This window comes from Marichromatium sp. AB31 (genome assembly GCF_003718685.1).
Lineage (GTDB): Bacteria > Pseudomonadota > Gammaproteobacteria > Chromatiales > Chromatiaceae > Marichromatium > Marichromatium gracile.
Genome location: NZ_RHFI01000028.1, coordinates 1 through 22,939, shown reverse-complemented (window position 1 = coordinate 22,939; position 22,939 = coordinate 1). Strand labels below are relative to the sequence as shown.

Below are 22,939 nucleotides of genomic sequence, written 5' to 3'. Positions count from 1 at the left end.
GGGACGGAACGCGTCGGTATGCCGACGCGCCGCCCCGGCGGGCGAATCCAGATCAGATGACTGTGGGGTGAGAACAATGCAACGGGTTGGTTTCGTCGGCTGGCGAGGCATGGTGGGCTCCGTGTTGATGGAGCGGATGCGTGCCGAGGGGGACTTCGCGCACATCACCGAGCCGGTGTTCTTCTCCACCTCGCAGGCCGGGCAGCCCGGTCCCGATGTGGGGCGGGGCGCCCAACCGCTGCGCGACGCCGATTCGCTCGACGCGCTGGCGGAGATGGACGTCATCCTCAGCTGTCAGGGCGGCGACTACACCAAGCGCGTCCACCCGCAGCTGCGTGCGCGCGGCTGGGACGGCTACTGGATCGACGCCGCCTCGGCGCTGCGCATGGCGCCGGAGTCGACCATCGTCCTCGACCCGGTCAATCGCGAGGTCATCGACGCGGCGCTCGCCGCCGGTCGGCGTGACTTCGTCGGCGGCAACTGCACCGTCAGTCTGATGCTGATGGCCATCGGCGGGCTGTTCCGCGCCGGCGCGGTGGAGTGGGTCAGCGCCATGACCTATCAGGCCGCCTCGGGCGCCGGTGCACGCAACATGCGCGAGCTGCTGGCGCAGATGGATGCGCTGCACGAGTCAGTCGCGCCGCAGCTGGCCGATCCCGGCTCGGCGATCCTCGAGATCGACCGCGGCGTGACCGCGGCGATGCGGGACTCGGCCTTCCCGACCGAGAGTTTCGGGGTACCGCTCGCCGGCAGCCTGATCCCCTGGATCGACACCCAGCTCGACAACGGTCAGAGCCGCGAGGAGTGGAAGGGCCAGGCCGAGACCAACAAGATCCTCGGCATCGACCCCGCCGCGCCGCTGCCGATCGACGGGATCTGCGTGCGTATCGGCGCGATGCGCTGTCACAGTCAGGCGCTGACCATCAAGCTCGCGCGTGATCTCGAACTCGACGAGATCGAGCGCCTGATCGCCGCGGCCAATCCCTGGGCGCGGGTGATCCCCAACGAGCGCGAGCGCACCATGCGCGAACTCTCGCCGGCGGCGGTCACCGGGACGCTCGAGGTGCCGGTGGGGCGGCTGCGCAAGATGAACCTCGGTCCACGCTATCTCTCGGCCTTCACCGTCGGCGATCAGCTGCTGTGGGGCGCGGCCGAGCCGCTGCGGCGGATGCTCACGATCCTGCTCGCGCAGGGTGCCTGAAATCAAGGATGTTTGCTTGGTGCGCGTCGACCGATCGGATATAGTCGGGAGTCATTTCGTTCGGCCCGTCGGGAGTCGCTCGGGATCCGGCCGACGGATCGTCGCTGCACAAGGTGCATGAGGGAGGACGATGTCTCGCAATCTCACTCTGGCGTCGGTCCTGGCGCTGACCCTGGTCGTGACCGACGCGGGTGCGCTCGGGCTGGGAGGCCTGCAGACGTACTCGGCGTTGAACCAGCCCTTCCGGGGCGACATCGCGCTCATCGACGTCGACCCGGATACCCTGGATACGGTACGCATCGAGCTGGCGCCCGCCGAGGCTTTCAATCGGGCCGGGCTCGAGCGGTATCACTATCTCACCCAGCTCGAGTTCGAACCCGCGGTCAGCGAGGGCGGACTGCCGATCGTCCGGATCACCAGTCGGGAGCCGATCCGCGAGCCCTATCTCGACTTCCTGGTCGCGGCCACCTGGCCCGAGGGTCAGCTGGTGCGCGGCTATACCGTGCTCCTCGACCCGCCGGTGAGCACCCCGTCGCGTGCCCCGGCAGTCACCGCGCCGCGGGTCTCCGAGCGGCCCGCACGTACGCCGACGCCCTCGCGCGCGCCCCTCGAACAGACCGCGCCGAGTCCGCAGTCAGCGCCTGCCGCCATCGAGCTGCCCGAGGGCGTCGATCCCTCGGTCTTCCCCGTCCAGGTCGGCCCGGTCCCCGAGGGGATGGGGCTGTGGCAGTTCGCGCTCGAGTCCAAGTCCCAGGGGGCGAGCCTGGCGCAGACCGCGATGGCGCTCTATCGCGCCAACCAGGACGCCTTCATCCGCGGTGACATCAACCGTCTGGTCGCCGGCGAGACCCTGACCATCCCCTCCGCCGAGGAGCTGTTCGCACTCGATCCGGCGGTCGCGCAGACCGAGTTCCAGGCGGCGATGCGGGGCGAGTCGGTCAACCGCGCGCCCCTGGCGCCGCCACCGCCCGAGCCGGCGCGGCTGAGGATCGCCGGCGAGGTCGGCGAGATGCCCGGTGGTGACGACGAGGCGCAACCCGGCGGCACCTCATCGCCGGCGCGCTCGGCTGAGGTGGTGGCGCTCGAGCAAGAGCTGATGACGGTGATGCAGGCGCACGAGAGCGCCCGTCAGGAGACGCTGGAGCTGCGCGCGCACATCCGCGAGCTCGAATCCCAGCTCGTCGAGATCAAGGAGTTGCTGCGCGCCCGCAATGCCGAGGTGGTGCGGCTGCAGACGGCGGCCACGACGGCGGTGGACGATGGCGACTCGACGGCCGCCGCCGAGCCGATGGCCCCTTCGGTCGTTGCCGCGCCCGAATCCGTGACCGAGCCCGCAGCGAGCGAGACGCCCGCGCCCGTGGTGAGCGAGCGGGAGGCGTCCACCGTCAGCGAGCCGGCGCCGAGCAAGTCGCCGCGCCAGCCGCCACAGCCAGTCGTCGAGCCGACGCCCGAGGCGTCCGACTCGCTCTGGCACGCGCTGCTGTTGCCGCTGGCCGGATTCGCCGCGATCGCCGCGCTCGGGCTGATCGGCTTTTCCTGGTGGTCCTCACGCCGGCGCCAGCGTGAGGACACCGAGCTGGTCTCGACCCTGGATATCGAGTCCGAGTTCGAGCCGCTCGACGTGCCGGCGCGTCGCACCGCCGAGCAGGACACCCGGATCAGCGAGGCGGCGGAGCTGTCGGCCCTGGCCGACGAGGATGCCTCGGGCTCGCCCTTCTCCTCGCTCACCCAGTTCGACTCGACCCTCGACGAGGCCGATCCGCTCTCCGAGGCCGATATCTATATCGCCTATGGTCGCTATGACGAGGCGGTGCGGCTGTTGCGCGGCGAACTCGATGCCGCGCCGGAGCGGATGGATCTGCGGCTCAAGCTCGCCGAGGCGTACTTCGCCACGCGCGATGTCGCGGCCCTGGAGGCGTTGCTCGAGGACGGTCGCGCCGCCGATGGCAAGCGCATCGATCCGACGGGGTGGCAGCGTCTGCTCGAGATGCACTCGGCCCTTGCCGCCGGCAGCGGTGCAGAGGCCGCGCCACCGCCGGTTGGCGATGTCGAAGCGGCGGGGCTCGACCTGCCATCGGCCTCGCAGGAGTCGATCTCCCTGCATCTCGAGGATGTCGCCGATCCGGCGCCCGCACCCTCCGAGGACAAGCCCCGGCCCGAGCCCGAGGCCAGGGACGATGACTTCGATCTGCCGCTGCTGTTCGACGACACCGATCTCGAGGAGCCTGCGGCGGCCAAGACACCGCCCCCCGCCCGTGGCGATGGCGCCGGTGGCGAGCGGATTGCGGCCTCGCGTCCATCCGCCCCCGAGGCGTCGCTCGATCCCGGCGCGGCCTCGAAGTCCGCCGCCGACGACTCCGAGCTGATGCTGACCCTGGAGGATCTCGACGGCTTCTCCGATACCGACCTGGCGCCGCAGAGCACGCCCCAGCCGCTCGCGCCCGAGTCCTCTGCCCGTCCCGCGGGCGGGGGCGAGGTCAAGCCGGTGGCCGATACCGACCCCAGCGAGTTCCTGCTCTCGCAGTGGGAGATGGACTCCGGGCTGTGGGACGAGAACGCCACCAAGCTCGATCTCGCCCGTGCCTATCTCGACATGGACGACAAGGAAGCCGCGCGCGGGATCCTCGAAGAGGTGATCGCCGACGGCCGCGAGGACCAGCGCCAGGAGGCTCGTCAACTCCTCGACAAGCTGGGGTGACGGGGCGCGCATGAAACGATCGATCGCCCCCGCGCGGCGGGGGTGGGACACGTCCGTGTCCCTGCAGCCATTCACAGGAGAGAGACCGGCGTGACGCCTGGACGAATCGTGATGGGCGTCGAGTACGACGGCTCTGACTTCCACGGCTGGCAGACCCAGGTCGGGGTGCGCACCGTGCAACAATGCCTCGAGGCGGCGATCTCGCGGGTCGCCGATCATCCGCTCGGCGTACAGTGCGCCGGGCGCACCGATACTGGCGTCCATGCCTTCGAGCAGGTGGTGCACTTCGACACCACCGCCTCGCGCAGCGAGCGCTCCTGGGTGCTCGGCACCAACGTCAACCTGCCGCCCGACGTGGCGGTGCGTTGGGCGCACCGGGTCGAGGGCGATTTCCATGCGCGTTTCAGCGCGGTGGCGCGCCACTATCGCTATCAGCTGCAGGTGCGTCGCACCCGCTCGCCGCTCGCGCGCAACCGTGCCGTCTGGGTCCACGACGCCCTTGACCTGGCGCGGATGCGCGAGGCCGCGCGCGCGCTGGTCGGCGAGCACGACTTCTCGAGCTTCCGCGCCGTGGCCTGCCAAGCCAAGAGCCCGGTGCGCCGGGTGCACTATCTCGAGGTCGACGCCGAGGACGATCTGGTGGTCCTGCGTATCGGTGCCAACGGCTTCCTCCATCACATGGTGCGCAACATCGCCGGGGTGCTGGTGGCGATCGGTCGCGGTGAGGCCGAGGTCGGTTGGACCCGCGAACTGCTGGAGGTCTGCGATCGTACCCGCGGTGGCGTCACCGCACCGCCCCAGGGGCTGTTTTTCGTGCGCGCCGACTATCCCGAACACTTCGCCCTGCCGCAGGCGGTGTATCGCACGCCGTTGCAGCGGCTGGCGGCGGACTGAGGCCCCGGGAGGTTTACGCCATGATCAGGACCCGGGTTAAGATCTGTGGGCTGACCCGCGCGGCGGACATCGACGCGGCGGCCGCCGCCGGCGCCGACGCCGTCGGGCTGGTGTTCCATCCCGACAGCCCGCGCGCCGTCTCCATCGCGCAGGCGCGCTCACTGTGCGAGCGGTTGCCGCCCTTCGTCACCGCCGTGGGCTTGTTCGTCGACGCCGACCCCGAGCGGGTGCGCGAGACCCTGCGCCAGGTGCCGCTGGAGCTGCTGCAGTTCCACGGCGAGGAGTCGCCCGAGTATTGCGCGGCCTTCGGGCGGCGCTGGATCAAGGCGGTGCGGATGCGCCCGGGTATCGTGCTCGAGGCGGTGCGCGCGCGCTATGCCGGCGGCGCCGGGCTGTTGCTCGATACCTATCGCGCCGGGGTCGCCGGGGGCACCGGGGAGCGTTTCGACTGGGCGCGGATCCCGCAGGCGCTGCGCGGCGAGATCGTGCTCGCCGGTGGTCTCGCACCGGACAACGTCGCCGCGGCGATCGCCGCGGTGCGGCCCTTCGGCGTCGACGTCAGTGGTGGCGTCGAGGCGTCGAAAGGGGTCAAGGATCACGCAAAGATTTCCGCCTTCATGACAGGGGTAAGAGATGGCGACAGATGCCGATAGCACGCGTCCGCTGAGCCAGCGGGCCGCCAGCCAGGGGCACTACGACCTGCCCGACGCCGATGGTCACTTCGGGCCCTATGGCGGTACCTTCGTGCCCGAGACGCTGGTCTATGCGCTCGACGAGTTGCGCGAGGCCTATGAGCGGTTTCGCGAGGATCCCGAGTTCCTCGCCGAACTCGACGCCGATCTGCGCGACTATGTCGGTCGCCCCTCGGCGCTCTATCACGCCAAGCGCTGGAGCCGCGAGCTCGGCGGCGCGCAGATCTATCTCAAGCGCGAGGACCTCAATCACACCGGCGCGCACAAGGTCAACAACACCATCGGCCAGGCGCTGCTGGCGCGGCGCATGGGCAAGACCCGGATCATCGCCGAGACCGGCGCCGGTCAGCACGGCGTGGCCACCGCCACGGTCGCCGCGCGGCTCGGGCTCGAGTGCGTGGTCTACATGGGTGAGGTCGACGTCGCCCGCCAGGAGGCCAACGTCTATCGCATGCGTCTGCTCGGCGCCGAGGTGGTGCCGGTCAAGTCCGGCTCGCGCACCCTCAAGGACGCGATGAACGAGGCGATGCGCGACTGGGTCACCAACATCGACAACACCTTCTACATCATCGGCACGGTCGCCGGGCCACACCCCTATCCGGCGATGGTGCGCGATTTCCAGACGGTGATCGGTCGCGAGGCGCGGGCACAGATGCTCGAGCGTACCGGGCGCCTGCCCGATGCCCTGGTCGCCTGTGTCGGCGGCGGCTCCAACGCCATCGGGCTGTTCCACCCCTTCCTCGGCGACACCTCGGTGGCGATCTATGGGGTCGAGGCCGGCGGCGAGGGTATCGCCACCGGCCGTCACGCCGCGCCGCTGTGCGCCGGCACCCCCGGGGTGCTGCACGGCAACCGCACCTATCTGATGGAGGACGCCGACGGCCAGATCATCGAGACCCACTCGATCTCGGCCGGGCTCGACTATCCCGGTGTCGGCCCCGAGCACGCCTGGCTCAAGGACTGCGGCCGTGTCAGCTATGACGCGGTCACCGATGCCGAGGTGATCGACGCCTTCCACCACCTCACCCGCACCGAGGGCATCATCCCCGCGCTCGAGTCCAGCCATGCGCTGGCCTATGTGCAGAAGATCGCTCCCGGGATGCGCTCCGATCAGAGCATCCTGGTGAACCTCTCCGGGCGCGGGGACAAGGACATGCACACGGTCGCCAAACTCGATGGGTTGACGCTATGAGCCGGATCTCGACACGTTTCGAACAGCTGCGCGCGGCGCATCGTACCGCGCTGATCCCCTTCATCACCGCCGGCGACCCGCGTCCCGAGACCACCGTCGAGCTGATGCATGCGATGGTCGCAGCCGGCGCCGACCTGATCGAACTGGGGGTGCCGTTCTCCGACCCCATCGCCGACGGCCCGGTGATCCAACGCGCCACCGAGCGCGCCCTCGCGCGCGGTGTCTCGCTCAGCGAGGTGCTGGAGATGGTGCGCCAGTTCCGCGAGCGTGATGCCGATACCCCGGTGGTGGCCATGGGCTATCTCAACCCGATCGAGGTGATGGGCTACGGGCGCTTCGCCCGCGCCGCCGCCGCGGCCGGGCTCGACGGCGCGCTGATCGTCGACGTGCCCCCGGAGGAGGGGCATGAGCTGGTCCAGGCGCTGCGGACCGAATCGGTCGATCTGGTGTATCTGCTGGCGCCGACCTCGACCGAGCGGCGGATCTCGCGCATCGGCGAGGTCGCCTCGGGCTTTGTCTACTACGTCTCGGTCAAGGGTGTGACCGGGGCGGCCAACCTCGATGTCGACGAGGTGGCCGCCAAGGTCGAGACCATCCGCGCGCGCATCCCGCTGCCGGTTGGTGTCGGCTTCGGCATCAAGGACGGCGAGACCGCCGCGCGGGTGGCCGCCGTTGCCGACGCGGTGATCGTCGGCAGCGCCATCGTCAAGCAGATCGAGGCGCTGGCCGAGACGCCCGAGGCGATTGCGCCGACCATTGGGGACTTCATCGCCGAGCTGCGTGGCGCCATCGACGCTGCCGACGCGGCCGCCAACCGACCCGAGCAGGTAACATCGTGAAGCAGGCAGTCGACAAGAGCAAAAGCTGGTTCGAGAAACTGGTCACCAGCCGCATCCGCACCGAGGCGAGCAACAAGCGCGCCGTGCCCGAAGGCGTCTGGGCCAAGTGTCCGGGCTGTCAGGCGATCCTCTATCGTGCCGAGCTCGAGCGCAATCTCGAGGTCTGTCCCAAGTGCAACCATCACAACCGTCTCACCGCGCGCAAGCGTCTCGAGGCCTTTCTCGACCCCGACTCGCGTGAGGAGATCGGCGCCGAGCTCGAGTCGCTCGATCCGCTCAAGTTCAAGGACCTGAAGAAGTACAAGGATCGCGTCGCCCAGGCGCAGAAGCAGAGCAGCGAGAAAGAGGCGCTGATCACCATGCGCGGCGAGCTCAAGGGCGAGCCGATCGTGGCCAGCGCCTTCGAGTTCAAGTTCATGGGCGGTTCCATGGGCTCGGTGGTCGGCGAGCGCTTTGTGCGCGGCGTGGAGGCGGCGATCGAGCAGTCCTCGCCCTATGTCTGCTTCTCCGCCAGTGGCGGCGCGCGGATGCAGGAGAGCCTGTTCTCGTTGATGCAGATGGCCAAGACCAGCGCGGCGCTCGGGCGCATGCGCGAGCGTGGACTGCCCTTCGTCTCGGTGCTCACCGACCCGACCATGGGCGGCGTCTCGGCCAGTCTGGCGATGCTCGGCGACATCAACATCGCCGAGCCCGGCGCGCTGATCGGCTTTGCCGGACCGCGGGTGATCGAACAGACCGTGCACGAGAAGCTCCCCGAGGGCTTCCAGCGCAGCGAGTTCCTGCTCGAGAAGGGGGCGATCGACATGATCCTCGATCGTCGCGATCTGCGCGAGCGGCTCGCCGACCTGCTGGCGATCCTCGGCCACCGGCCGCGCTACTGCCGTACCGTGGTGCCGGTCTGACGATGCGCTTCGACACCCTTGAGGCCTGGCTCGACTGGCAGGCCGCGCTGCACCCGCGGACGATGGAGCTTGGGCTCGATCGGGTCCGCGCGGTGTGGCGGCGTCTCGAGCACGGTCGCTTCGCCTGCCCGGTGATCTCCGTCGCCGGCACCAACGGCAAGGGCTCCTGCGTGGCCATGCTCGAGGCCACCGCGCTGGCCGCCGGTTATCGCTGCGGCACCTACGGCTCGCCGCATCTGGTGCACTACAACGAGCGTATCCGCATCGACGGCGAGCCGGTTGACGACGCCGCGCTGATCGGCGCCTTCGACCGTATCGACCAGGCCCGGGGCGAGATCTCGCTGACCTATTTCGAGTTCGCCACCCTGGCCGCGCTCGATCTCTTCGCGCGCGCCGGGCTCGATCTGGTGGTGCTCGAGGTCGGGCTCGGCGGACGGCTCGATGCGGTCAACCTGATCGATGCCGATGTCGCCGTGGTGACCTCGATCGGGCTCGACCATACCGATTGGCTGGGCGAGAGTCTCGATGACATCGCCCGCGAGAAGGCGGGGATCTTCCGTCCCGCTCGCGCCGCGGTGATCGGTCAGCGCGACGCGCCGGCGGCGCTGCGCGAGGCCGCGCTCGGCTGCGGCGCGCGTCCGCTGCAGCTGGGTGTGGAGTTCGACCGTCACGGCGCCGAGGCCGGCTGGGAGTGGCAGGGCCCCGATGGTCGCCGTCACGCGCTGCCGTTGCCGGCGATGCGCGGCGAGTTCCAGCGCGACAACGCCGCCGCGGCGATCACCGCACTCGATGCCCTGCGCGAGCGCCTGCCGATCCCGCGCAACGCCTTGCGTCAGGGGCTCGGGCGCGCCCGCCTGCCGGGGCGCTTCCAGGTGTTGCCGGGGACGCCGAGCCATATCCTCGATGTCGCCCACAACGCCCAGGCCGCCGCCGCGTTGGCCACCAATCTGCGCGCCTTCGCCAGTCGTGGTCTGGCGGTGCGGGTGGTGTTGGCGATGCTCGCCGACAAGGAGCCGGAGGCGCTGTTTGCGGCGCTCGCCGATCAGGTCACGCACTGGTACCTGACCGAGACCGACGATGCCCGCGCCATGGCGCGCGAGACGCTGCGCGCGCGTCTGGGTGCGGCCGGACTCGCCGCCGAGGACTGTAGCCTCTGCGCCGATCCGGCGGAGGCGCTGGCGCGCGCCGATGCCGCCAGCGAGGGCGAGGACTGCGTGCTGGTGTGTGGATCCTTCACCACCGTCGGGGCGGCGCTGCGGGTGCTCGGGCACGGCTGATATACTCTCGCCAGGGCGGGCGTCCCGGCCCGCTCCTCGGCCGGGAGTGCCATTCGAGTCATCACGCAGCCGGACGGCTGCGTTCGCTATCGTGGGTGAAGTGTCATGCGTGAAGGTGCCAAGAGACGATTGACAGGGGCGGTGGTAATCGTCGCGCTGGTGGTGATCTTCGTGCCCATGCTCTTCGAGCAACCACCGCTGACCCCGCCCGAGCCGATCCCCGCCGCGATCCCCGAGCAGCCGCCCTTTGCCGATCGCTTCCGCTCCGAGTCCTATCTGGCACCCGACGAGGACGTGGACGAGGTCATCGCGCCGAGGCCGCTGCCCCAGGTCCAACCTCAGGCTGCCTTCCAGACGCCGCGGGAGTCTGTGCCGGAGCCGGAGCCGATGCGCCAGTCCCGCCCGCAGCCCGAGCCTGCGCCGAGCGTCCAGCCCCGTCCAGAGCTGCGTCAGCAGCAGGCGCCGGCCACGCAGTTGCCCTCCTGGGTGGTGCAGGTCGCCAGCCTCGGTACCGCCGCCGGCGCCGCCGAGCTCGAGGCGCGGTTGCGCGCCGCCGGCTACTCGGCCTTCGTCGAACAGGCCGAGGTCAACGGCAAGCGCTACTACCGCGTCCGCGTCGGTCCCGAGATCGATCGTGTCGATGCCGAGCGCGCCGCGACCATGCTGCGCGATCGCCAGGGGCTCGAGACCCTGATTCAGCGCTACCCCTGAGGCCGCATCGGCGATGACCGGGGTCGACCTGGCGTTGCTCGGCCTGGTGCTGTTCTCGGCCTTGATCGGCCTCGCCCGGGGCCTGATCCGCGAGTCGTTCTCGCTCGGCGCCTGGGTCATCGCCCTGCTGTTCGCCTGGACCCAGCACCGCGCATTCGCCGCGGTACTCGCCGACTGGGTCGCACAGCCGGCCCTCGCCCTGGCGCTGGCCTTCGCGCTCTTGCTGGTCGTGGTGCTGCTGCCCGGCGCGGTGCTCGGCGCCATCCTCGGGCGCCTCACCGAGAGGGTCGGCCTGGCGCTGCCGGATCGTCTGCTGGGGCTGGTGTTCGGCACGCTGCGCGGGGTGCTGATCGTGGCGTTCGCGGTATTCCTCGCCGCCCTGACCCCATTGCCAGAATCTGCCTGGTGGCAGGATTCGAGCCTGATCGGCGGCCTCGAGGGCATCGCCCAGCGTATCCTCGAGCGCCTGCCGGCCTCGCTCGGCGCCCGCTTCGGGTGAGGGCGGGACCAGCTACCAGCCGCCAGTCGCCAGTGGGGAGGGGCGGCGGACATGATGGCGGCAGTGGCTGATGTCTTGCGGCGACGACGGGAGGAACAGCGCCTACTGGAAGCTGGTGGCTGACGGCTGGTAGCTAATAGCGTTTCCCTTCGCGTTCTTCGCGGCTTTGCGGTTCAATCCGCTGGCCGCTGGCGGGCTTGGAATGCGCCCTCCGGCCCCGATCTTGGGCGTTGTGGGTTGCGGGGGCAGGGCGTATCGGGTAATTTCGATCGTTTCCATTCCACCCAATTTCGGTTGTCGTCATCCTCCGTGGCGGCAGACGCGCGAGGACCTCATGTGCGGGATCGTCGGCATCGTCGGTAAGGGCCCTGTTAATCAGTCGCTTTACGACGCGCTCCTAGTTTTGCAGCACCGCGGCCAGGACGCCGCCGGTATCGTCACCTGCGAGGGTGGGCGCTTGCACCTGCGCAAGGACAACGGACTGGCTCGTGACGTGTTCCGTACCTCGCACATGATCCAGCTGCGTGGCGACATGGGCGTGGGACACGTGCGCTATCCCACCGCCGGCGCCTCCAGCTCGGCCGAGGCCCAGCCCTTCTACGTCAACTCGCCCTACGGCATCGTGCTCGCGCACAACGGCAATCTGACCAACGCCGATGCGCTCAAGCGCGACCTGTTCGTCGACGACCTGCGCCACCTCAACACCGACTCCGACTCCGAGGTGTTGCTCAACATCTTCGCCCATGAGCTGCAAAGCCAGGGCAAGCTGAACATCGAGGAAGAGGACGTCTTCCAGGCCGTGGCCGGGGTGCACCGGCGCTGTCGCGGCGGCTATGCGGCGGTGGCGATGATCCCGGGCTTCGGCGTGCTCGGCTTCCGCGATCCGCACGGCATCCGTCCGCTGGTCTACGGCTATCGCGAGACCGCCGATGGTCACGAGTACATGATCGCCTCGGAGAGCGTCGCGCTCGATACCAGCGGCTTCAAGCTGATCGGTGATGTCGCCCCCGGCGAGGCGGTGCTGATCACCCTCGACGGCAAGCTCCACACCCATCAGTGCGCCGCCGAGCCGGTGCTCTCGCCCTGTCTGTTCGAGTTCGTCTATTTCGCCCGCCCCGACTCGATCATCGACAACATCTCGGTGCACAAGGCGCGTTCGCGGATGGGCAAGAAGCTCGCGACCAAGATCAAGCGCGAGTGGGGCGATCATGACATCGATGTCGTGATCCCGGTGCCCGACACCAGTCGCACCGCCGCGCTGCAGCTGGCCAACCATCTCGGCGTGCCCTATGCCGAGGGCTTCATCAAGAACCGCTATATCGCCCGGACCTTCATCATGCCGGGGCAGAAGGTGCGCAAGAAGTCGGTGCGCCAGAAGCTCAACGCCATCGATCTGGAGTTCCGCCGCAAGAACGTGCTGCTGGTCGACGACTCGATCGTGCGCGGCACCACCTCGCAGCAGATCATCCAGATGGCGCGCGATGCCGGTGCCAACCGGGTCTATCTCGCCTCGGCCGCGCCGCCGGTGCGCTACCCCAACGTCTACGGCATCGATATGCCGGCGGCCAGCGAGCTGATCGCTTCGGGTCGCACCGAGGCGGAGATCTGTGCCGAGCTCGGCGCCGACGGCCTGATCTTCCAGGACCTCGAGGACCTGATCGACGCGGTGCAGAAGAAGGGCAAGAGCCATGTCGATCGCTTCGATACCTCGGTCTTCGACGGCAACTATGTGACCGGGGACGTGACCCCGGAATACCTCCGCGCCCTCGAGGCCAATCGCAACGACGGCGCCAAGGAACAGCGCTCAGCGCGCAGCGAGAGTGTCATTGACCTGCACAACTCAGTCTGATCCGGGTCTCCCGGAGGAGTCGGCTGGCGCCACGGCGGCGCCGGGCTTTGCCACGCGTGCGGTACGCGCCGGTCAGCGGCGCACGCCCGAGGGCGAGCACGCCGAGCCCATCTTCACCACCTCGAGCTTCGTCTTCTCGAGCGCGGCCGAGGCCGCCGCGCGCTTCGCCGGTGAGGCCGAGGGCAACATCTATTCGCGCTTCACCAACCCCACGGTGCGGACCTTCGAGGAGCGACTGGCCGCGCTCGAAGGAGGCGAGTGTTGCGTCGCCGCCGCCTCCGGGATGGCCGCGATCCTCGCGCTCTGTCTCGGGACCCTCGAGGCCGGGGATCACGTGGTGGTCTCGCGCAGCGTGTTCGGCAGTACCAGCTCGCTGTTCAGCAAATATCTCGCCCGCTTCGGGGTGGCGACGACCTTCGTCCCGCTCTCCGATCCCGCCGCCTGGGAGGCGGCGATCGGGACGAAGACGCGGATGCTGTTCTGCGAGACGCCCTCGAACCCGCTCACCGAGATGGCCGATCTGCGCGAGCTGGCCGAGATCGCACATCGAGGCGGCTGCCGGCTGGTGGTCGACAACTGCTTCTGCACCCCGGCACTGCAGCGTCCGCTCGAACTCGGGGCCGATGTGGTGGTGCATTCGGCAACCAAGTATCTCGATGGTCAGGGGCGCTGTGTCGGTGGCGCCGTGGTCGGTGATCGCAAGTTGGTCGGCGAGGCGGTGTTCGGCGTGATGCGGACCGCCGGCCCGACGATGAGTCCGTTCAACGCCTGGGTCTTCCTCAAGGGGCTCGAGACGCTCGAGCTGCGGATGCAGGCGCATACACGCGCCGCCGAGCAGCTCGCCCACTGGCTCGACGACCATCCGGCGGTGGCGCGGGTCCATTACCCGGGGCTGCCCCAGCATCCCCAGCACCATCTGATCGGCACCCAGCAGCGCAGCGGCGGCGGTATCGTCTCCTTCGAGGTGCGCGGTGCGCGCGCCGAGGCCTGGCGGGTGATCGACTCGACGCGGATGATCTCGATCACCGCCAACCTCGGTGATGCCAAGACCACCATCACCCATCCGGCGACCACGACCCACGGTCGACTCAGTGCCGCGGAGCGCGCCGACGCCGGTATCACTGAGTCGCTGCTGCGGGTCGCGGTGGGGCTGGAGTCGGTGGCCGACATCCAGGCCGACCTGGCGCGAGGGCTGGCGGTGTCGTGACGGCCCTGGAACTGATCTGCCCGGGACTGCTCGGCCCCCTGCCGCTACGTCCCGAGCCCTTTCCGATACTGCCCAATCTCGACCGTCTGCTGGCACGTGCGAGTGTCGTCGACGGGGTTGCCAGCGATCCTTTCGCCGCGCTGTTCGCCGCCTTCGGCATCGCCGCCGAGCCAGGCTGTGATCTGCCCAGTGCGCCCTTGTGTCTGCTTGGCGACGCCCCCGAACTGCTCGCCGGAGAGGGCGCTGCCGCTTACTGGCTGCATGCCGATCCGGTCTACCTGCGCCCGGACATGGAGCGGTTGCGGCTCTTCGAACTCGAGCGCTTCGCACTCGACGCCGAGGAGGCCGCGGCGCTGGTGGCGAGCTTCAACGATCACTTCGCCGACGACGGACTGGAGTTGGTTGCGCCGACCCCGCAGCGCTGGTATCTACGCCTGGCGCGGCCGCCCGCGCTGCGTACCACGCCGCTCTATCGGGTGATGGGCGAGGCGCTCAGCCCGGATGCGATCAGCGGCGACGATGCGCTGGCCTGGAACCGGCTGCTCAACGAGGTGCAGATGCTGTTCTTCGCCGATCCGGTCAATCGCGCCCGCGAGGCGCGTGGCGAGCCGGTGGTCAACGGACTCTGGCCCTGGGGCGGGGGACGGCTGCCGGCGGCGCCGGGGCGGGGGCCTGCCCTGGTGGTGGGCGAGCATCCGCTCACCCACGGGCTGGCACACTGGGCCGGGGTGGGGCACCGCACCCCGGCCCAGTGGTTGCAAGACCCGGCGCTCGGCGAGCGGGGTGTCCTGATCTATGACGAGAGCCCCTGGCGGGCGCTGCACGGGCGCGATCTTGGCGCCTGGTCCGATGCCCTGGTCGCCTGTGATGCCGCGCTCGCCGCGCCGCTGCGCGCGTTGCGTCGGCAGCGCTGGTCGGAGGTCGTGCTCGATCCCTGTGCCGGGACCCGCTATCGCACCTCGGGCTGGGGGCTGTTGCGCGGGTGGCGTCGGCGCGGGTTGCGCGCGCACTGCCGGCTCGCCCGGCGCTGAGGGCTCAGCCCGCGACCGCGAGGTCGAGCGGCTGGGCCTGGAGCAGCTGGAGCGCGGCCCGGGTCTCGACCTCGAGGATGAAGCCGCGCTTGCCGCCGTTGATATAGATCCGCGGCAGTTCGAGGATGCCGCGCTCGCAATAGACCGGCATCGGGTGACGGGTCCCGAACGGCGAGGTGCCGCCGACCCGGTAGCCGGAGTGCCGATCGGCGACCTCAGGCGCGCAGGGGCGCACCCGCTTGGTGCCGATGGCGCGCGCCAGGTGCTGGGTGGCGACCTGACAGTCGCCGTGCATCAGCACGACCAATGGCCGCGCATCGGCGTCCTCCATGATCAATGTCTTGACCACCAGGTGCTCGTCGACGCCGAGTGTCGCCGCCACCTGCGCCGTACCGCCGCCGCTGACATAGTCGTAGCAGTGCGGGGTGAAGGCGATGCCGGCGGCACGCAGCGCCCTGACCGCCTGGGTGACCGGGTGTTTCTCCTTGGCCATGTTCCTCCCCTCGTTCAGTGTCGCCGCCACACCAGGATGCGGTTGTTCGTCGGCATCGCATGTTCGGCCAGCGCCTCGAAGCCGTTGTCCTCGGCCAGCCCCAGCAGCCAGGTGCGATCGCGCACCCCCATCGCCGGGTCGCGCGCGCGCAGCCAGGCGTCGAAGGCGGCGTTGCTCTCGCTGGTCGGTCGGCCATCCTCGTGGAAGGGGCCGTAGAGGGCGAAGAGCCCACCGGGGGCGAGTACCTCGCCGAGTCCACTGAACATCGCCGCGACCGCCGCGACCGGCATGATGTGCGCGGTGTTGGCGCTGAAAGCGGCGTCGAACCCGGGTGTCGGCCAGGGACCGCGCAGCACGTCGAGCGGAATCGGTTCTGGCAGGTTGGGCAGCGCCGCCTCGCCGATCCACTGACGCATCCCCGGCAGCTCGTCGGCGCGGTCGCTGCACTGCCAGCACAGCTCGGGCAGTGCCGCGGCGAAATGGACCCCGTGCTGCCCGGTGCCGCTGCCGATCTCCAGCAGCCGGCGCCGTCCGGCATAGAGCGGGGCGATCACCGCGAGGATGGGAGCGCGATTCTGATCGCAGGACTCGGCGTAGGGCTTGGTGGTCGATTGCATCGGTGGACTCGTATGTGGTGGCGACGACAGCGCCTCGATCGGCCACAGGATGCCGCGCGTCGGGAGCGGTCGCAAGTCAGCTGCCAGCTATCAGCTTCCAGCTATCAGCTGCCAGCCGCCAGCCGCCAGTGGCCGCCTGCCCCCAAGCGCTGGCACCAAGCGCGTGTGATGGCAGGCAATGCCGTCGTCAGGGGCGCATACTCACTGGCGGCTGGCGGCTGGCGGCTGGCGGCTGGCGGCTGGCGGCTGGCGGCTGGCGGCTGGCGGCTGGCGGCTGGCGGCTGGTACTGGAGCCCGTGGCATGATCGGCTATCATGGTGGCTTTGTGCCGCCTGGGCGGGGGTGCCCTCGATGTCGACGCCGAATCCCGATCCGCAGTCAGTTCGCAGACGTGGCGCCGTCGTGGTGTCGCTGCTGGTGCTCGGTGCGCTGTTGCTGGTGCTCGGCGGCTGCGCCGGTTCCGGCGGCACGGTGCAGGGGGCGGCGCCCTGGCGCACCCCGGGTGCCCAGCTCGCCGCCGAGCGTGCCGATGGGCCGCGTCCGTCGATGTCGGCCCATGTGCTCTACAGCACCGACCCGCTCGGTCTGCGCCAGGAGTTGCAGACGCGCTGCGCGGGGATGGATGGGCGTGGCACCGGGGCGGTATTGAGCACCCTGGTCACCGATCTCTATCTCTCCGGGGTGGAGCCCGGGGAAGGTGCCGAGGCGCTGTTGCGCGGCGGCTGTGCGCCGGTCAGCGAGATCGTCACCGAGATGATCGCCCAGGGCGGGGAGTCGGCCTTCTATCCGGTGCTCGAACGCGCGCTGATGCTCACCGGTTCGGGCGCGCGCGAGACGCTCGAGCTGGCCGCCGCCGAGGGGCTCGAGCGTCGCGCCCGGCTGCTCGATGCCAGCGACGGGCCGTTGCGCGAGTCGCTGGTCTATGCCATGCGCTACTATCCCTCGGGCGCGCCGACCAGCGAGACCCAGACGGCGGTGGCGATGAACCTGCTGTTCGAGCGCGCCGAGTCCGGCTACGGCCTCTATACCTTCGTGCTGCTCGGACGCACCAGCGCGCTCGATGCCGCCGACGTGCAGCGCTATCGCGAGCTGTTCCGCATCATCGAGACCTATGTGGCGAGCGCCAGTGGCGTGAGTGAGCCGCGGCGCGAGGCGCATGCCTTCCTGGTGCCGGTCTATGCCGACTCCGGCGACATGGCGCTGGTCGATCAACTCGCCCCCGAACTCTCCGACCTGATGCGTTACCGGCTCGGCCGTGCGTTGCGCCGCCATGGCCGACCGGGCCCGGCGGCCCGGCTCGAGAGCGGCGCCGGCCCCTTCCTGATGACCAGCACCGATCCGCAGCTGTTGCCGCTCGAGGTCGGTGCGCCCCGGTTGCTGATCGACCTCTCCGGGGTCGGCGCCGAGTATCTCTACGGCATCATCGATGCCTGCGATCGGCCGGTCGAGGACGCGGCGGCGCTGGAGCGGCTGCGCGAACGGCTGCGCCTGTTGCTCGACGAGGCGCCGGCCGACTGGCTCGAATGGATCGAACCTCGAGCGCCCTCGACACCACGCGCCGCGACCGTCGTGGCGGCGCCGTCGTCGGTGGTGGGGTGAGCGGCCGTCGGGCAGGCACGGATCCTTCGTCGGGCCACGCCCGCGCGTGGCTTCACAACCTGAGCAGATGAGATTGATGAGCATCATTCCACACAGCCTTGGCAGCCTGATCCGATTCCTGATCGGTATCTTCCTGCTGCAGGGAGTCACCGCACTCTTGGTCTACACCGCGCTGAGCACCGACTGGCAGACCACCTGGCCACTGTTCGCGCTGCTCGGTGGCGCCATCGGCATCCTCGTCGCGCTGTGGTTCAACACCATCGCCGATGCCTACCGCCACCGCGCCACCTCGCGGTTGAGCGAGCGCTTCTCCAAGGAGCGCGAGAAGATCCGGGTCAAGGCCGAGCAGCAGCGTGCCAAGGCCGGACGCTCGCAGGAGCGGCTGGCGGCCAAGGCGCGACGTAGTTCCTGGGGGGCGAGCCTCAAGACCGGCGCTGTGGTCGGCGGTACGGTGGGAATCGGGATCACCATGATGCTGACCCAGTTCGTCACCCTCGGGCTGGTGACCCTGAGCGCCGCCGGTGGCGCGGCGCTCGGCTACGGGGTACGGGCGCGCCAGCAGCGGGCGATCGACAACCGCCGTCTGGCCGCCGAGGCGCGCGAGCTGAAGACGCTGGAGACGGTGTCCGAGCGGCGGGTGCTGCCGCGCCGTCGCGCCGCCGGCGACTAGCCCGACCCTCAGCCTGTCACCAGTGTGCCGGTGGCGCGCATCCCGGCGCCCCTGAGCGCCCAGGCGACGTCGGCGGCCTGACGGTTGCCGGCGACGTCGTGTACGCGGAAGACCTCGATCCCGGCGAGCACGCCCGCGGTGGTGGTGGCGGCGGTCGCCGCATCCAGTGCTGCCGGGTGCGGCTCATCGCAGATCGCGCCGAGGAAGCGCTTGCGGCTGGCGCCGAGCAGCACCGCAAAACCGTGCGCGCGCAAGCGATCGAGCGCGGCGATCAGCGCAAGGTTGTGCGCGAGGGTCTTGCCGAAGCCGATGCCGGGGTCGAGCAGGATGCGCTCGGCGGCGACGCCGGCGGCGCGCGCGAGGCGCGCGCGCTCGAGCAGATAGTCCTCGACCTCGGTGGTCACGTCACCATAGCGCGGGTCCTGCTGCATGGTCTCGGGGCGTCCCTGACGATGCATCAGCACCAGGGTGGCGCCGGTCTCGGCGGCCAGTGCGAGCAGTCCGGGATCGTCCTCGCCGGCGGCGGTGTCGTTGATCCAGCTGGCGCCGGCGGCGAGCGCCGCACGCGCGACCTCGGCGCTGGTGGTGTCGATGCTGATCTCCACGCCCGCCGGGAGCCGCTTGCGCAGCGCGCCGATCACCGGCAGCACGCGCTCGCACTGTTCGGCGGCGGGCACCGCGCGTGAGCCGGGGCGGGTCGACTCGCCGCCGACATCGATGATGTCGGCCCCGGCGCGGGCGAGTGCGAGACCGTGGGCGACGGCCGCCTCGGGTGCGAAGTGCTCGCCGCCGTCCGAGAAGCTGTCCGGGGTGACGTTGAGGATGCCCATGATCCGTGGCGGGGCCGTAGGGGCTTGGTTGTGCATGAGGGAGGGACTCCTGGGCGATGGCGCCGGGGCAGGGGCCCGGCGCCGACGATCACTCGGCGGTGAGCGCCGCGAAGCGTGAGGTGGCGCGGTCGCTGTAGCCGTCGCCCTCGCGGACGACGAAGAAGGCGGCGATATCATGCGCCTCGGCCAGCGCGAGGCCGGCCTCGGGGCCGAGCACCAGCAAGGCGGTGGCGAGCGCGTCGGCCTGGGCGCAGTCGGCGGCGATCACGCTCACCGATGCCAGGGTGTGGGTGACCGGGCGCGCGGTGATCGGGTTGATGGTATGGCTGTAGAGCTTGCCGTCGCGCTCGTAGAAGTTGCGATAGTCGCCCGAGGTGGCCATGGCGGCATCGTGCAGGGTGACGATGCGATGGACCTCGCGCACGCCGGGCTCGGGGCGCTCGATGGCGATCCGCCAGGGGGTGCCGTCGGGCTTGGTGCCGCTGGCGCGCAGCTCGCCGCCGACCTCGGCGAGATAGTCGGTGACGCCCGCCGCCTCGAGCACCGCCGCGACCTGATCGACGCCATGGCCCTTGGCGATGCCGGAGAGATCGACATAGACGCCTGGTTTCTCCTTGCGCAGCGCCGGGGGATCGAGTCGGTACTCGAGCCGGGGGAAGCCGATGCGCTCGCGTACCTCGGCGAGCTGCGCATCGCTCGGCAGCTGTTCGGGAGGCTGGCCGGGACCGAAGCCCCAGAGGTTGACCGCCGGGCCGACGGTGACGTCGAAGGCGCCGATGCTGAAGATGCTGATGCGCTCGGCGAGCGCGACCAGCGCGGCCAGCTCCAGGGAGACCGGGAACCAGTCGCCCGAGTCGCTGGCGTTGAAGCGCGACAGCTCCGAGTCGGGACGATAGGTCGACATCAGGTCGTTGACCTGTTCCAGTCGGGCATCGATCCGCGCCTGCAGCTGCTCGGCCGAGAGCGCGTCGGGGAGCCCGTAGAGCTTGACGCTGTAGTGGGTGCCCATGGTGCGCCCCTGGAGTTCCACGGGGGCGTCGTCCTGGGCGCAGCCGGCGAGTGCGAGCAGCGCACCGAGCAACAGGATCGGGAGGAGGCGCCAGCGCGGCGGCGCGAGTACGGCGATGGATGGCATGGGTCCTTCTCGGGCCGTTTGGCCCTGATCGTCTGATGACCGGCACGCGTGTCGGCGGGCCGGGGCTAGGGATGATTGCGGGGCGAGACGCGGCGCGCCATCAGGGGTGCAGCAGCCCGGCGCCAAGCAGGCCGATCAGGATCAGGTAGATCCCCACCACGTAGCTCAGCAGGTTGGGGCGGATCAGGATCAGCACCCCGGCGACCAGGGCGATCACCGCCTGGGGCGCGAACGGCTGGCCGGCGAAGGCCGTCAGCAGACCATGGATGCCGACCAGCAGCAGATAGGCGGCGACGGCATAGTTGAGCACCCGCGGTACGGCGAGGATCAGCACACCGGTGAGCACGGCGGCGATCGCCGGTAGTGGCCAGTGTTGCAGCAGGGCCGGGAACTGGTCCATGGGTCGTCTCTCCTGTGCGTTGATCGTGCCCGATCGCGTCTCGACCGAATGGGTCATTCTAACGGCCGCCAGCCGCCAGCCGCCAGCCGCCAGCCGCCAGCCGCCAGCTACCAGCTACCAGCTACCAGCTACCAGCTACCAGGGGATTGAACCGCGAAGACACCAAGGACGCAAAGGGGAATAAGCTGCCAGCGATCAGCCACCAGTGGGTGCGGACCCCCGCTGCCTGTGGTCTCGCGCCGACATCACACATCATTCACTTTGCGCGCTTCGCGGCTTTGCGGTTCAAGCCTGGCGGCTGGCGGCGCTATAACCAAGTTTCGAGCTGTGATATTTGTCAATGCGTGTGCGAGGTGCCGGGCTCTACACTGCATGACCTCTCGATCCTTCCCTCGATAGCCGTCGCCGGGCCGATGTCCGGCGACCCGGTGTGGAATCCATAGGAGTACCGCGATGACCACCAGCCCACTGCCGGCGTGGCCGGCCCAGCTCTGGCCCTTCGTCCCGACGATCGCGACCGCGCTGGCGCTTGCCCTGTTGCTGTTCGGGTCGGCGCTGTGAGCGGCGCGCAGATGGATGTCCAGGCCAGCAGCGGGGATGTGCCGCAGGGGCGTCTCGCCTTCTTCCCGATCCCGTTCTTCGCCATGGTGATGGGGATGAGTGGGCTGACCATCGGCTGGGAGAAGGCGCAGCACCTGCTCGGCCTGGATCTCGGGATCACCCCCTGGCTGGTTGGTTTCAGCAGCCTGCTGTTTCTCACCCTGGCAGTGCTCTATGTCGCCAAGCTGCTGCGTTATCCGCAGGCGGTACTCGCCGAGTTGCGCCACCCGGTCAAGCTCAACTTCTTTCCCACCATCTCGATCAGTCTGCTGTTGCTGGCCATCGCCTATCTGCCGTTGCAACCGTCGGTGAGCCGGATGCTGTGGTTCGCGGGGGCAGGGCTGCACCTGGTCTTCACCCTCTATATCGTCAGCGCCTGGATGCATCAGGAGCACTTCAAGGTGCAGCATATGAACCCGGCCTGGTTCATCCCGGCAGTGGGTAATGTGCTGGTGCCGATCGCCGGGGTGCCGCTGGGGTTCGAGTCGGTCTCCTGGTTCTTCTTCAGCGTCGGTGTGCTGTTCTGGCTGGTGCTGCTGACCATCATCTTCAACCGCGTGCTGTTCCACAACCCGATCGAGGACCGGCTGACCCCGACCCTCTTCATCCTGATCGCGCCTCCGGCGGTCGGTTTCATCGCCTACACGCGACTGGTCGACAGCCTCGATACCTTCGCCCTGGTGCTCTATTTCGCCGCGATGTTCCTGACCCTGTTGCTGTTCAGTCAGGCCGGGCGTTTCCTGCGGTTGCGCTTCTTCCTCTCTTGGTGGGCCTATTCCTTCCCGCTGGCCGCCTTCAGCATCGCCTCGATGGTGATGGCCGAGCAGACCGAGGCGTTGTTCTATCGCTATTTCGGCGTGGCGATGCTCACCATGCTCACCGGCATCATCGCGATCCTGCTGTGGTCGACCCTGCGGGCGGTGCTGCGGCGCGGGATCTGCGTGCCCGGGCATTGAGCGTGTTGCGTCATCGGTTGTCGTCTTCAGGAGTCATCTGCCATGTCTGAACAGACCCCGGCGAGCGCCACCAAGGCCTGGCTCGTCATTCCCTTTCTGTCGCTGATGTTCGTCGCCGGGCTGGCCCTGGTCTATGTCGTCGACGGCGGCCTGACGGTGTCGACTGGCACCGCGGTCGCGGACGAGACGACGTCGCCCGATCCGCTGGCGTCGCTGCACGCCGCGCTGGCCGAGCAGGAGACGCGCTGGCAGGCGCAGCAGCAGCGCATCGAGCGTTTGGAGCAGGCGCTGCGTGAGCGCGCGCAGCGTGAGGCCGTCGAGACGGAGGCGCTGGAGCGCCGGATCGAGGGGCTGCGTGCGGCACTCGGTCAACGCGTCGAGACCGTCGAGAGCGCTGATGAAGAGGTGGCGCATGCCGGGTTGCTGCGCGACTACGCCGCACTCGGTGCGCGTTTCACCCCGCGTGGCGCCCTGGTGAGTCTGGGGGAGGAGAGGTTGCGTTTCGCCCCCGGTGCCGCCGAGCTGCCCGAGGGGCCGATCGCGCCGCTGACGGCGATCGCCGAGCATCTGCAGGCGCACCCTGAGTTGCAGCTGCTGCTGAGTGGGCACACCGATGCCAGCGGCGATGCGGCGGGCAACCTGGTGTT

At 69.5% G+C, this 22,939-nt stretch carries 22 protein-coding genes and 1 pseudogene; 17 read left to right on the top strand and 6 right to left on the bottom strand.

Translation table 11 applies throughout. The features are described from left to right. Positions 1 to 76: 76 nt before the first annotated feature. From asd to EBL84_RS14875, 13 genes are all read left to right on the top strand, one after another. Complete coding sequence (gene asd, locus EBL84_RS14935) at positions 77 to 1,201, top strand: aspartate-semialdehyde dehydrogenase (protein WP_123141544.1); 1,125 nt, start codon at positions 77 to 79, stop codon at positions 1,199 to 1,201. 130 nt (positions 1,202 to 1,331) lie between these two features. After that, positions 1,332 to 3,899, top strand: coding sequence for a FimV/HubP family polar landmark protein (locus EBL84_RS14930; protein ID WP_123141543.1), 2,568 nt, complete (start codon positions 1,332 to 1,334; stop codon positions 3,897 to 3,899). Positions 3,900 to 4,010: 111 nt separating this feature from the next. Further along, positions 4,011 to 4,793, top strand: coding sequence for a tRNA pseudouridine(38-40) synthase TruA (gene truA / locus EBL84_RS14925; protein WP_123141542.1), 783 nt, complete (start codon positions 4,011 to 4,013; stop codon positions 4,791 to 4,793). Positions 4,794 to 4,816: 23 nt separating this feature from the next. Further along, positions 4,817 to 5,446 (top strand): phosphoribosylanthranilate isomerase, encoded by a 630-nt coding sequence (locus EBL84_RS14920; RefSeq protein ID WP_123141559.1) that lies wholly within the window; start codon positions 4,817 to 4,819, stop codon positions 5,444 to 5,446. Then, a complete protein-coding gene (trpB, locus tag EBL84_RS14915) occupies positions 5,427 to 6,677 on the top strand; it encodes a tryptophan synthase subunit beta (RefSeq protein ID WP_123141541.1) in 1,251 nt (416 codons plus the stop codon). The genes EBL84_RS14920 and trpB overlap by 20 nt, the downstream gene beginning before the upstream one ends. Then, a complete protein-coding gene (gene trpA / locus EBL84_RS14910; protein ID WP_123141540.1) occupies positions 6,674 to 7,516 on the top strand; it encodes a tryptophan synthase subunit alpha in 843 nt (280 codons plus the stop codon). Before trpB ends, trpA begins: the two co-directional genes overlap by 4 nt. Further along, positions 7,513 to 8,418 (top strand): acetyl-CoA carboxylase, carboxyltransferase subunit beta, encoded by a 906-nt coding sequence (accD, locus tag EBL84_RS14905; protein WP_123141539.1) that lies wholly within the window; start codon positions 7,513 to 7,515, stop codon positions 8,416 to 8,418. The genes trpA and accD overlap by 4 nt, the downstream gene beginning before the upstream one ends. A 2-nt stretch (positions 8,419 to 8,420) precedes the next feature. Then, the gene (folC, locus tag EBL84_RS14900) at positions 8,421 to 9,695 is read left to right on the top strand and encodes a bifunctional tetrahydrofolate synthase/dihydrofolate synthase (RefSeq protein WP_123141538.1); all 1,275 of its coding nucleotides are present in this window, start codon (positions 8,421 to 8,423) and stop codon (positions 9,693 to 9,695) included. 105 nt (positions 9,696 to 9,800) lie between these two features. Continuing rightward, positions 9,801 to 10,406, top strand: a complete 606-nt coding sequence (locus EBL84_RS14895; protein ID WP_123141537.1) for an SPOR domain-containing protein — start codon at positions 9,801 to 9,803, stop codon at positions 10,404 to 10,406. A gap of 13 nt (positions 10,407 to 10,419) precedes the next feature. Then, positions 10,420 to 10,905, top strand: a complete 486-nt coding sequence (locus EBL84_RS14890) for a CvpA family protein (RefSeq protein WP_123141536.1) — start codon at positions 10,420 to 10,422, stop codon at positions 10,903 to 10,905. Between the two features lie 334 nt (positions 10,906 to 11,239). Then, positions 11,240 to 12,754: an amidophosphoribosyltransferase gene (gene purF / locus EBL84_RS14885; protein WP_123141535.1), complete on the top strand. Its 1,515-nt coding sequence runs from the start codon at positions 11,240 to 11,242 to the stop codon at positions 12,752 to 12,754. Beyond that, complete coding sequence (locus EBL84_RS14880) at positions 12,732 to 13,961, top strand: O-succinylhomoserine sulfhydrylase (protein WP_123141534.1); 1,230 nt, start codon at positions 12,732 to 12,734, stop codon at positions 13,959 to 13,961. Before purF ends, EBL84_RS14880 begins: the two co-directional genes overlap by 23 nt. Beyond that, on the top strand, positions 13,958 to 14,992 hold the full coding sequence (locus EBL84_RS14875; RefSeq protein ID WP_123141533.1) for a phosphoglycerate mutase: 1,035 nt from the start codon (positions 13,958 to 13,960) through the stop codon (positions 14,990 to 14,992). Before EBL84_RS14880 ends, EBL84_RS14875 begins: the two co-directional genes overlap by 4 nt. A 4-nt stretch (positions 14,993 to 14,996) precedes the next feature. On the opposite strand, the gene EBL84_RS14870 is transcribed toward EBL84_RS14875, so the two are convergent. Both EBL84_RS14870 and EBL84_RS14865 read right to left on the bottom strand, forming a co-directional pair. Further along, entirely contained in the window at positions 14,997 to 15,485 is a 489-nt protein-coding gene (locus EBL84_RS14870) for an aminoacyl-tRNA deacylase (RefSeq protein ID WP_123141532.1), read from the bottom strand. 14 nt (positions 15,486 to 15,499) lie between these two features. Beyond that, positions 15,500 to 16,102, bottom strand: a complete 603-nt coding sequence (locus EBL84_RS14865) for a DUF938 domain-containing protein (RefSeq protein ID WP_123141531.1) — start codon at positions 16,100 to 16,102, stop codon at positions 15,500 to 15,502. A gap of 351 nt (positions 16,103 to 16,453) precedes the next feature. Between EBL84_RS14865 and EBL84_RS14860 the strand changes: the two genes are divergently transcribed. Both EBL84_RS14860 and EBL84_RS14855 read left to right on the top strand, forming a co-directional pair. Beyond that, on the top strand, positions 16,454 to 17,701 hold the full coding sequence (locus EBL84_RS14860) for a hypothetical protein (protein ID WP_148040309.1): 1,248 nt from the start codon (positions 16,454 to 16,456) through the stop codon (positions 17,699 to 17,701). Between the two features lie 76 nt (positions 17,702 to 17,777). After that, positions 17,778 to 18,371 (top strand): hypothetical protein, encoded by a 594-nt coding sequence (locus EBL84_RS14855; protein ID WP_123141529.1) that lies wholly within the window; start codon positions 17,778 to 17,780, stop codon positions 18,369 to 18,371. An 8-nt stretch (positions 18,372 to 18,379) separates the two neighbouring features. On the opposite strand, the gene folP is transcribed toward EBL84_RS14855, so the two are convergent. The 4 genes and pseudogenes from folP to EBL84_RS17605 all read right to left on the bottom strand — a co-directional run. Continuing rightward, the gene (gene folP / locus EBL84_RS14850; RefSeq protein WP_123141528.1) at positions 18,380 to 19,237 is read right to left on the bottom strand and encodes a dihydropteroate synthase; all 858 of its coding nucleotides are present in this window, start codon (positions 19,235 to 19,237) and stop codon (positions 18,380 to 18,382) included. 52 nt (positions 19,238 to 19,289) lie between these two features. Further along, on the bottom strand, positions 19,290 to 20,336 hold the full coding sequence (locus EBL84_RS14845) for an FAD:protein FMN transferase (RefSeq protein WP_123141527.1): 1,047 nt from the start codon (positions 20,334 to 20,336) through the stop codon (positions 19,290 to 19,292). A 100-nt stretch (positions 20,337 to 20,436) separates the two neighbouring features. Next, complete coding sequence (locus EBL84_RS17610; RefSeq protein ID WP_369958070.1) at positions 20,437 to 20,553, bottom strand: DUF3096 domain-containing protein; 117 nt, start codon at positions 20,551 to 20,553, stop codon at positions 20,437 to 20,439. Between the two features lie 45 nt (positions 20,554 to 20,598). Then, positions 20,599 to 20,736, bottom strand: a pseudogene (locus EBL84_RS17605) (DUF3096 domain-containing protein); the annotation flags it as partial. 572 nt (positions 20,737 to 21,308) lie between these two features. Between EBL84_RS17605 and EBL84_RS14835 the strand changes: the two are divergent. Continuing rightward, a complete protein-coding gene (locus EBL84_RS14835; RefSeq protein WP_123141525.1) occupies positions 21,309 to 22,292 on the top strand; it encodes an SLAC1 anion channel family protein in 984 nt (327 codons plus the stop codon). A 42-nt stretch (positions 22,293 to 22,334) separates the two neighbouring features. Beyond that, positions 22,335 to 22,939: hypothetical protein (locus tag EBL84_RS14830; protein WP_223807033.1), on the top strand; the 605-nt coding region annotated here is incomplete at its 3' end.

What these genes read in the sequence shown, in the direction of transcription:
- asd (WP_123141544.1), top strand. Translation starts at nt 77, where the DNA reads ATGCAACGGGTTGGTTTCGTCGGCTGGCGAGGCATGGTGGGCTCCGTG.
- EBL84_RS14930 (WP_123141543.1), top strand. Translation starts at nt 1,332, where the DNA reads ATGTCTCGCAATCTCACTCTGGCGTCGGTCCTGGCGCTGACCCTGGTC.
- truA (WP_123141542.1), top strand. Translation starts at nt 4,011, where the DNA reads ATGGGCGTCGAGTACGACGGCTCTGACTTCCACGGCTGGCAGACCCAG.
- trpB (WP_123141541.1), top strand. Translation starts at nt 5,427, where the DNA reads ATGGCGACAGATGCCGATAGCACGCGTCCGCTGAGCCAGCGGGCCGCC.
- trpA (WP_123141540.1), top strand. Translation starts at nt 6,674, where the DNA reads ATGAGCCGGATCTCGACACGTTTCGAACAGCTGCGCGCGGCGCATCGT.
- folC (WP_123141538.1), top strand. Translation starts at nt 8,421, where the DNA reads ATGCGCTTCGACACCCTTGAGGCCTGGCTCGACTGGCAGGCCGCGCTG.
- EBL84_RS14895 (WP_123141537.1), top strand. Translation starts at nt 9,801, where the DNA reads ATGCGTGAAGGTGCCAAGAGACGATTGACAGGGGCGGTGGTAATCGTC.
- EBL84_RS14890 (WP_123141536.1), top strand. Translation starts at nt 10,420, where the DNA reads ATGACCGGGGTCGACCTGGCGTTGCTCGGCCTGGTGCTGTTCTCGGCC.
- purF (WP_123141535.1), top strand. Translation starts at nt 11,240, where the DNA reads ATGTGCGGGATCGTCGGCATCGTCGGTAAGGGCCCTGTTAATCAGTCG.
- EBL84_RS14870 (WP_123141532.1), bottom strand. Translation starts at nt 15,485, where the DNA reads ATGGCCAAGGAGAAACACCCGGTCACCCAGGCGGTCAGGGCGCTGCGT.
- EBL84_RS14865 (WP_123141531.1), bottom strand. Translation starts at nt 16,102, where the DNA reads ATGCAATCGACCACCAAGCCCTACGCCGAGTCCTGCGATCAGAATCGC.
- EBL84_RS14860 (WP_148040309.1), top strand. Translation starts at nt 16,454, where the DNA reads ATGTCGACGCCGAATCCCGATCCGCAGTCAGTTCGCAGACGTGGCGCC.
- EBL84_RS14855 (WP_123141529.1), top strand. Translation starts at nt 17,778, where the DNA reads ATGAGCATCATTCCACACAGCCTTGGCAGCCTGATCCGATTCCTGATC.
- folP (WP_123141528.1), bottom strand. Translation starts at nt 19,237, where the DNA reads ATGCACAACCAAGCCCCTACGGCCCCGCCACGGATCATGGGCATCCTC.
- EBL84_RS14845 (WP_123141527.1), bottom strand. Translation starts at nt 20,336, where the DNA reads ATGCCATCCATCGCCGTACTCGCGCCGCCGCGCTGGCGCCTCCTCCCG.
- EBL84_RS14835 (WP_123141525.1), top strand. Translation starts at nt 21,309, where the DNA reads ATGGATGTCCAGGCCAGCAGCGGGGATGTGCCGCAGGGGCGTCTCGCC.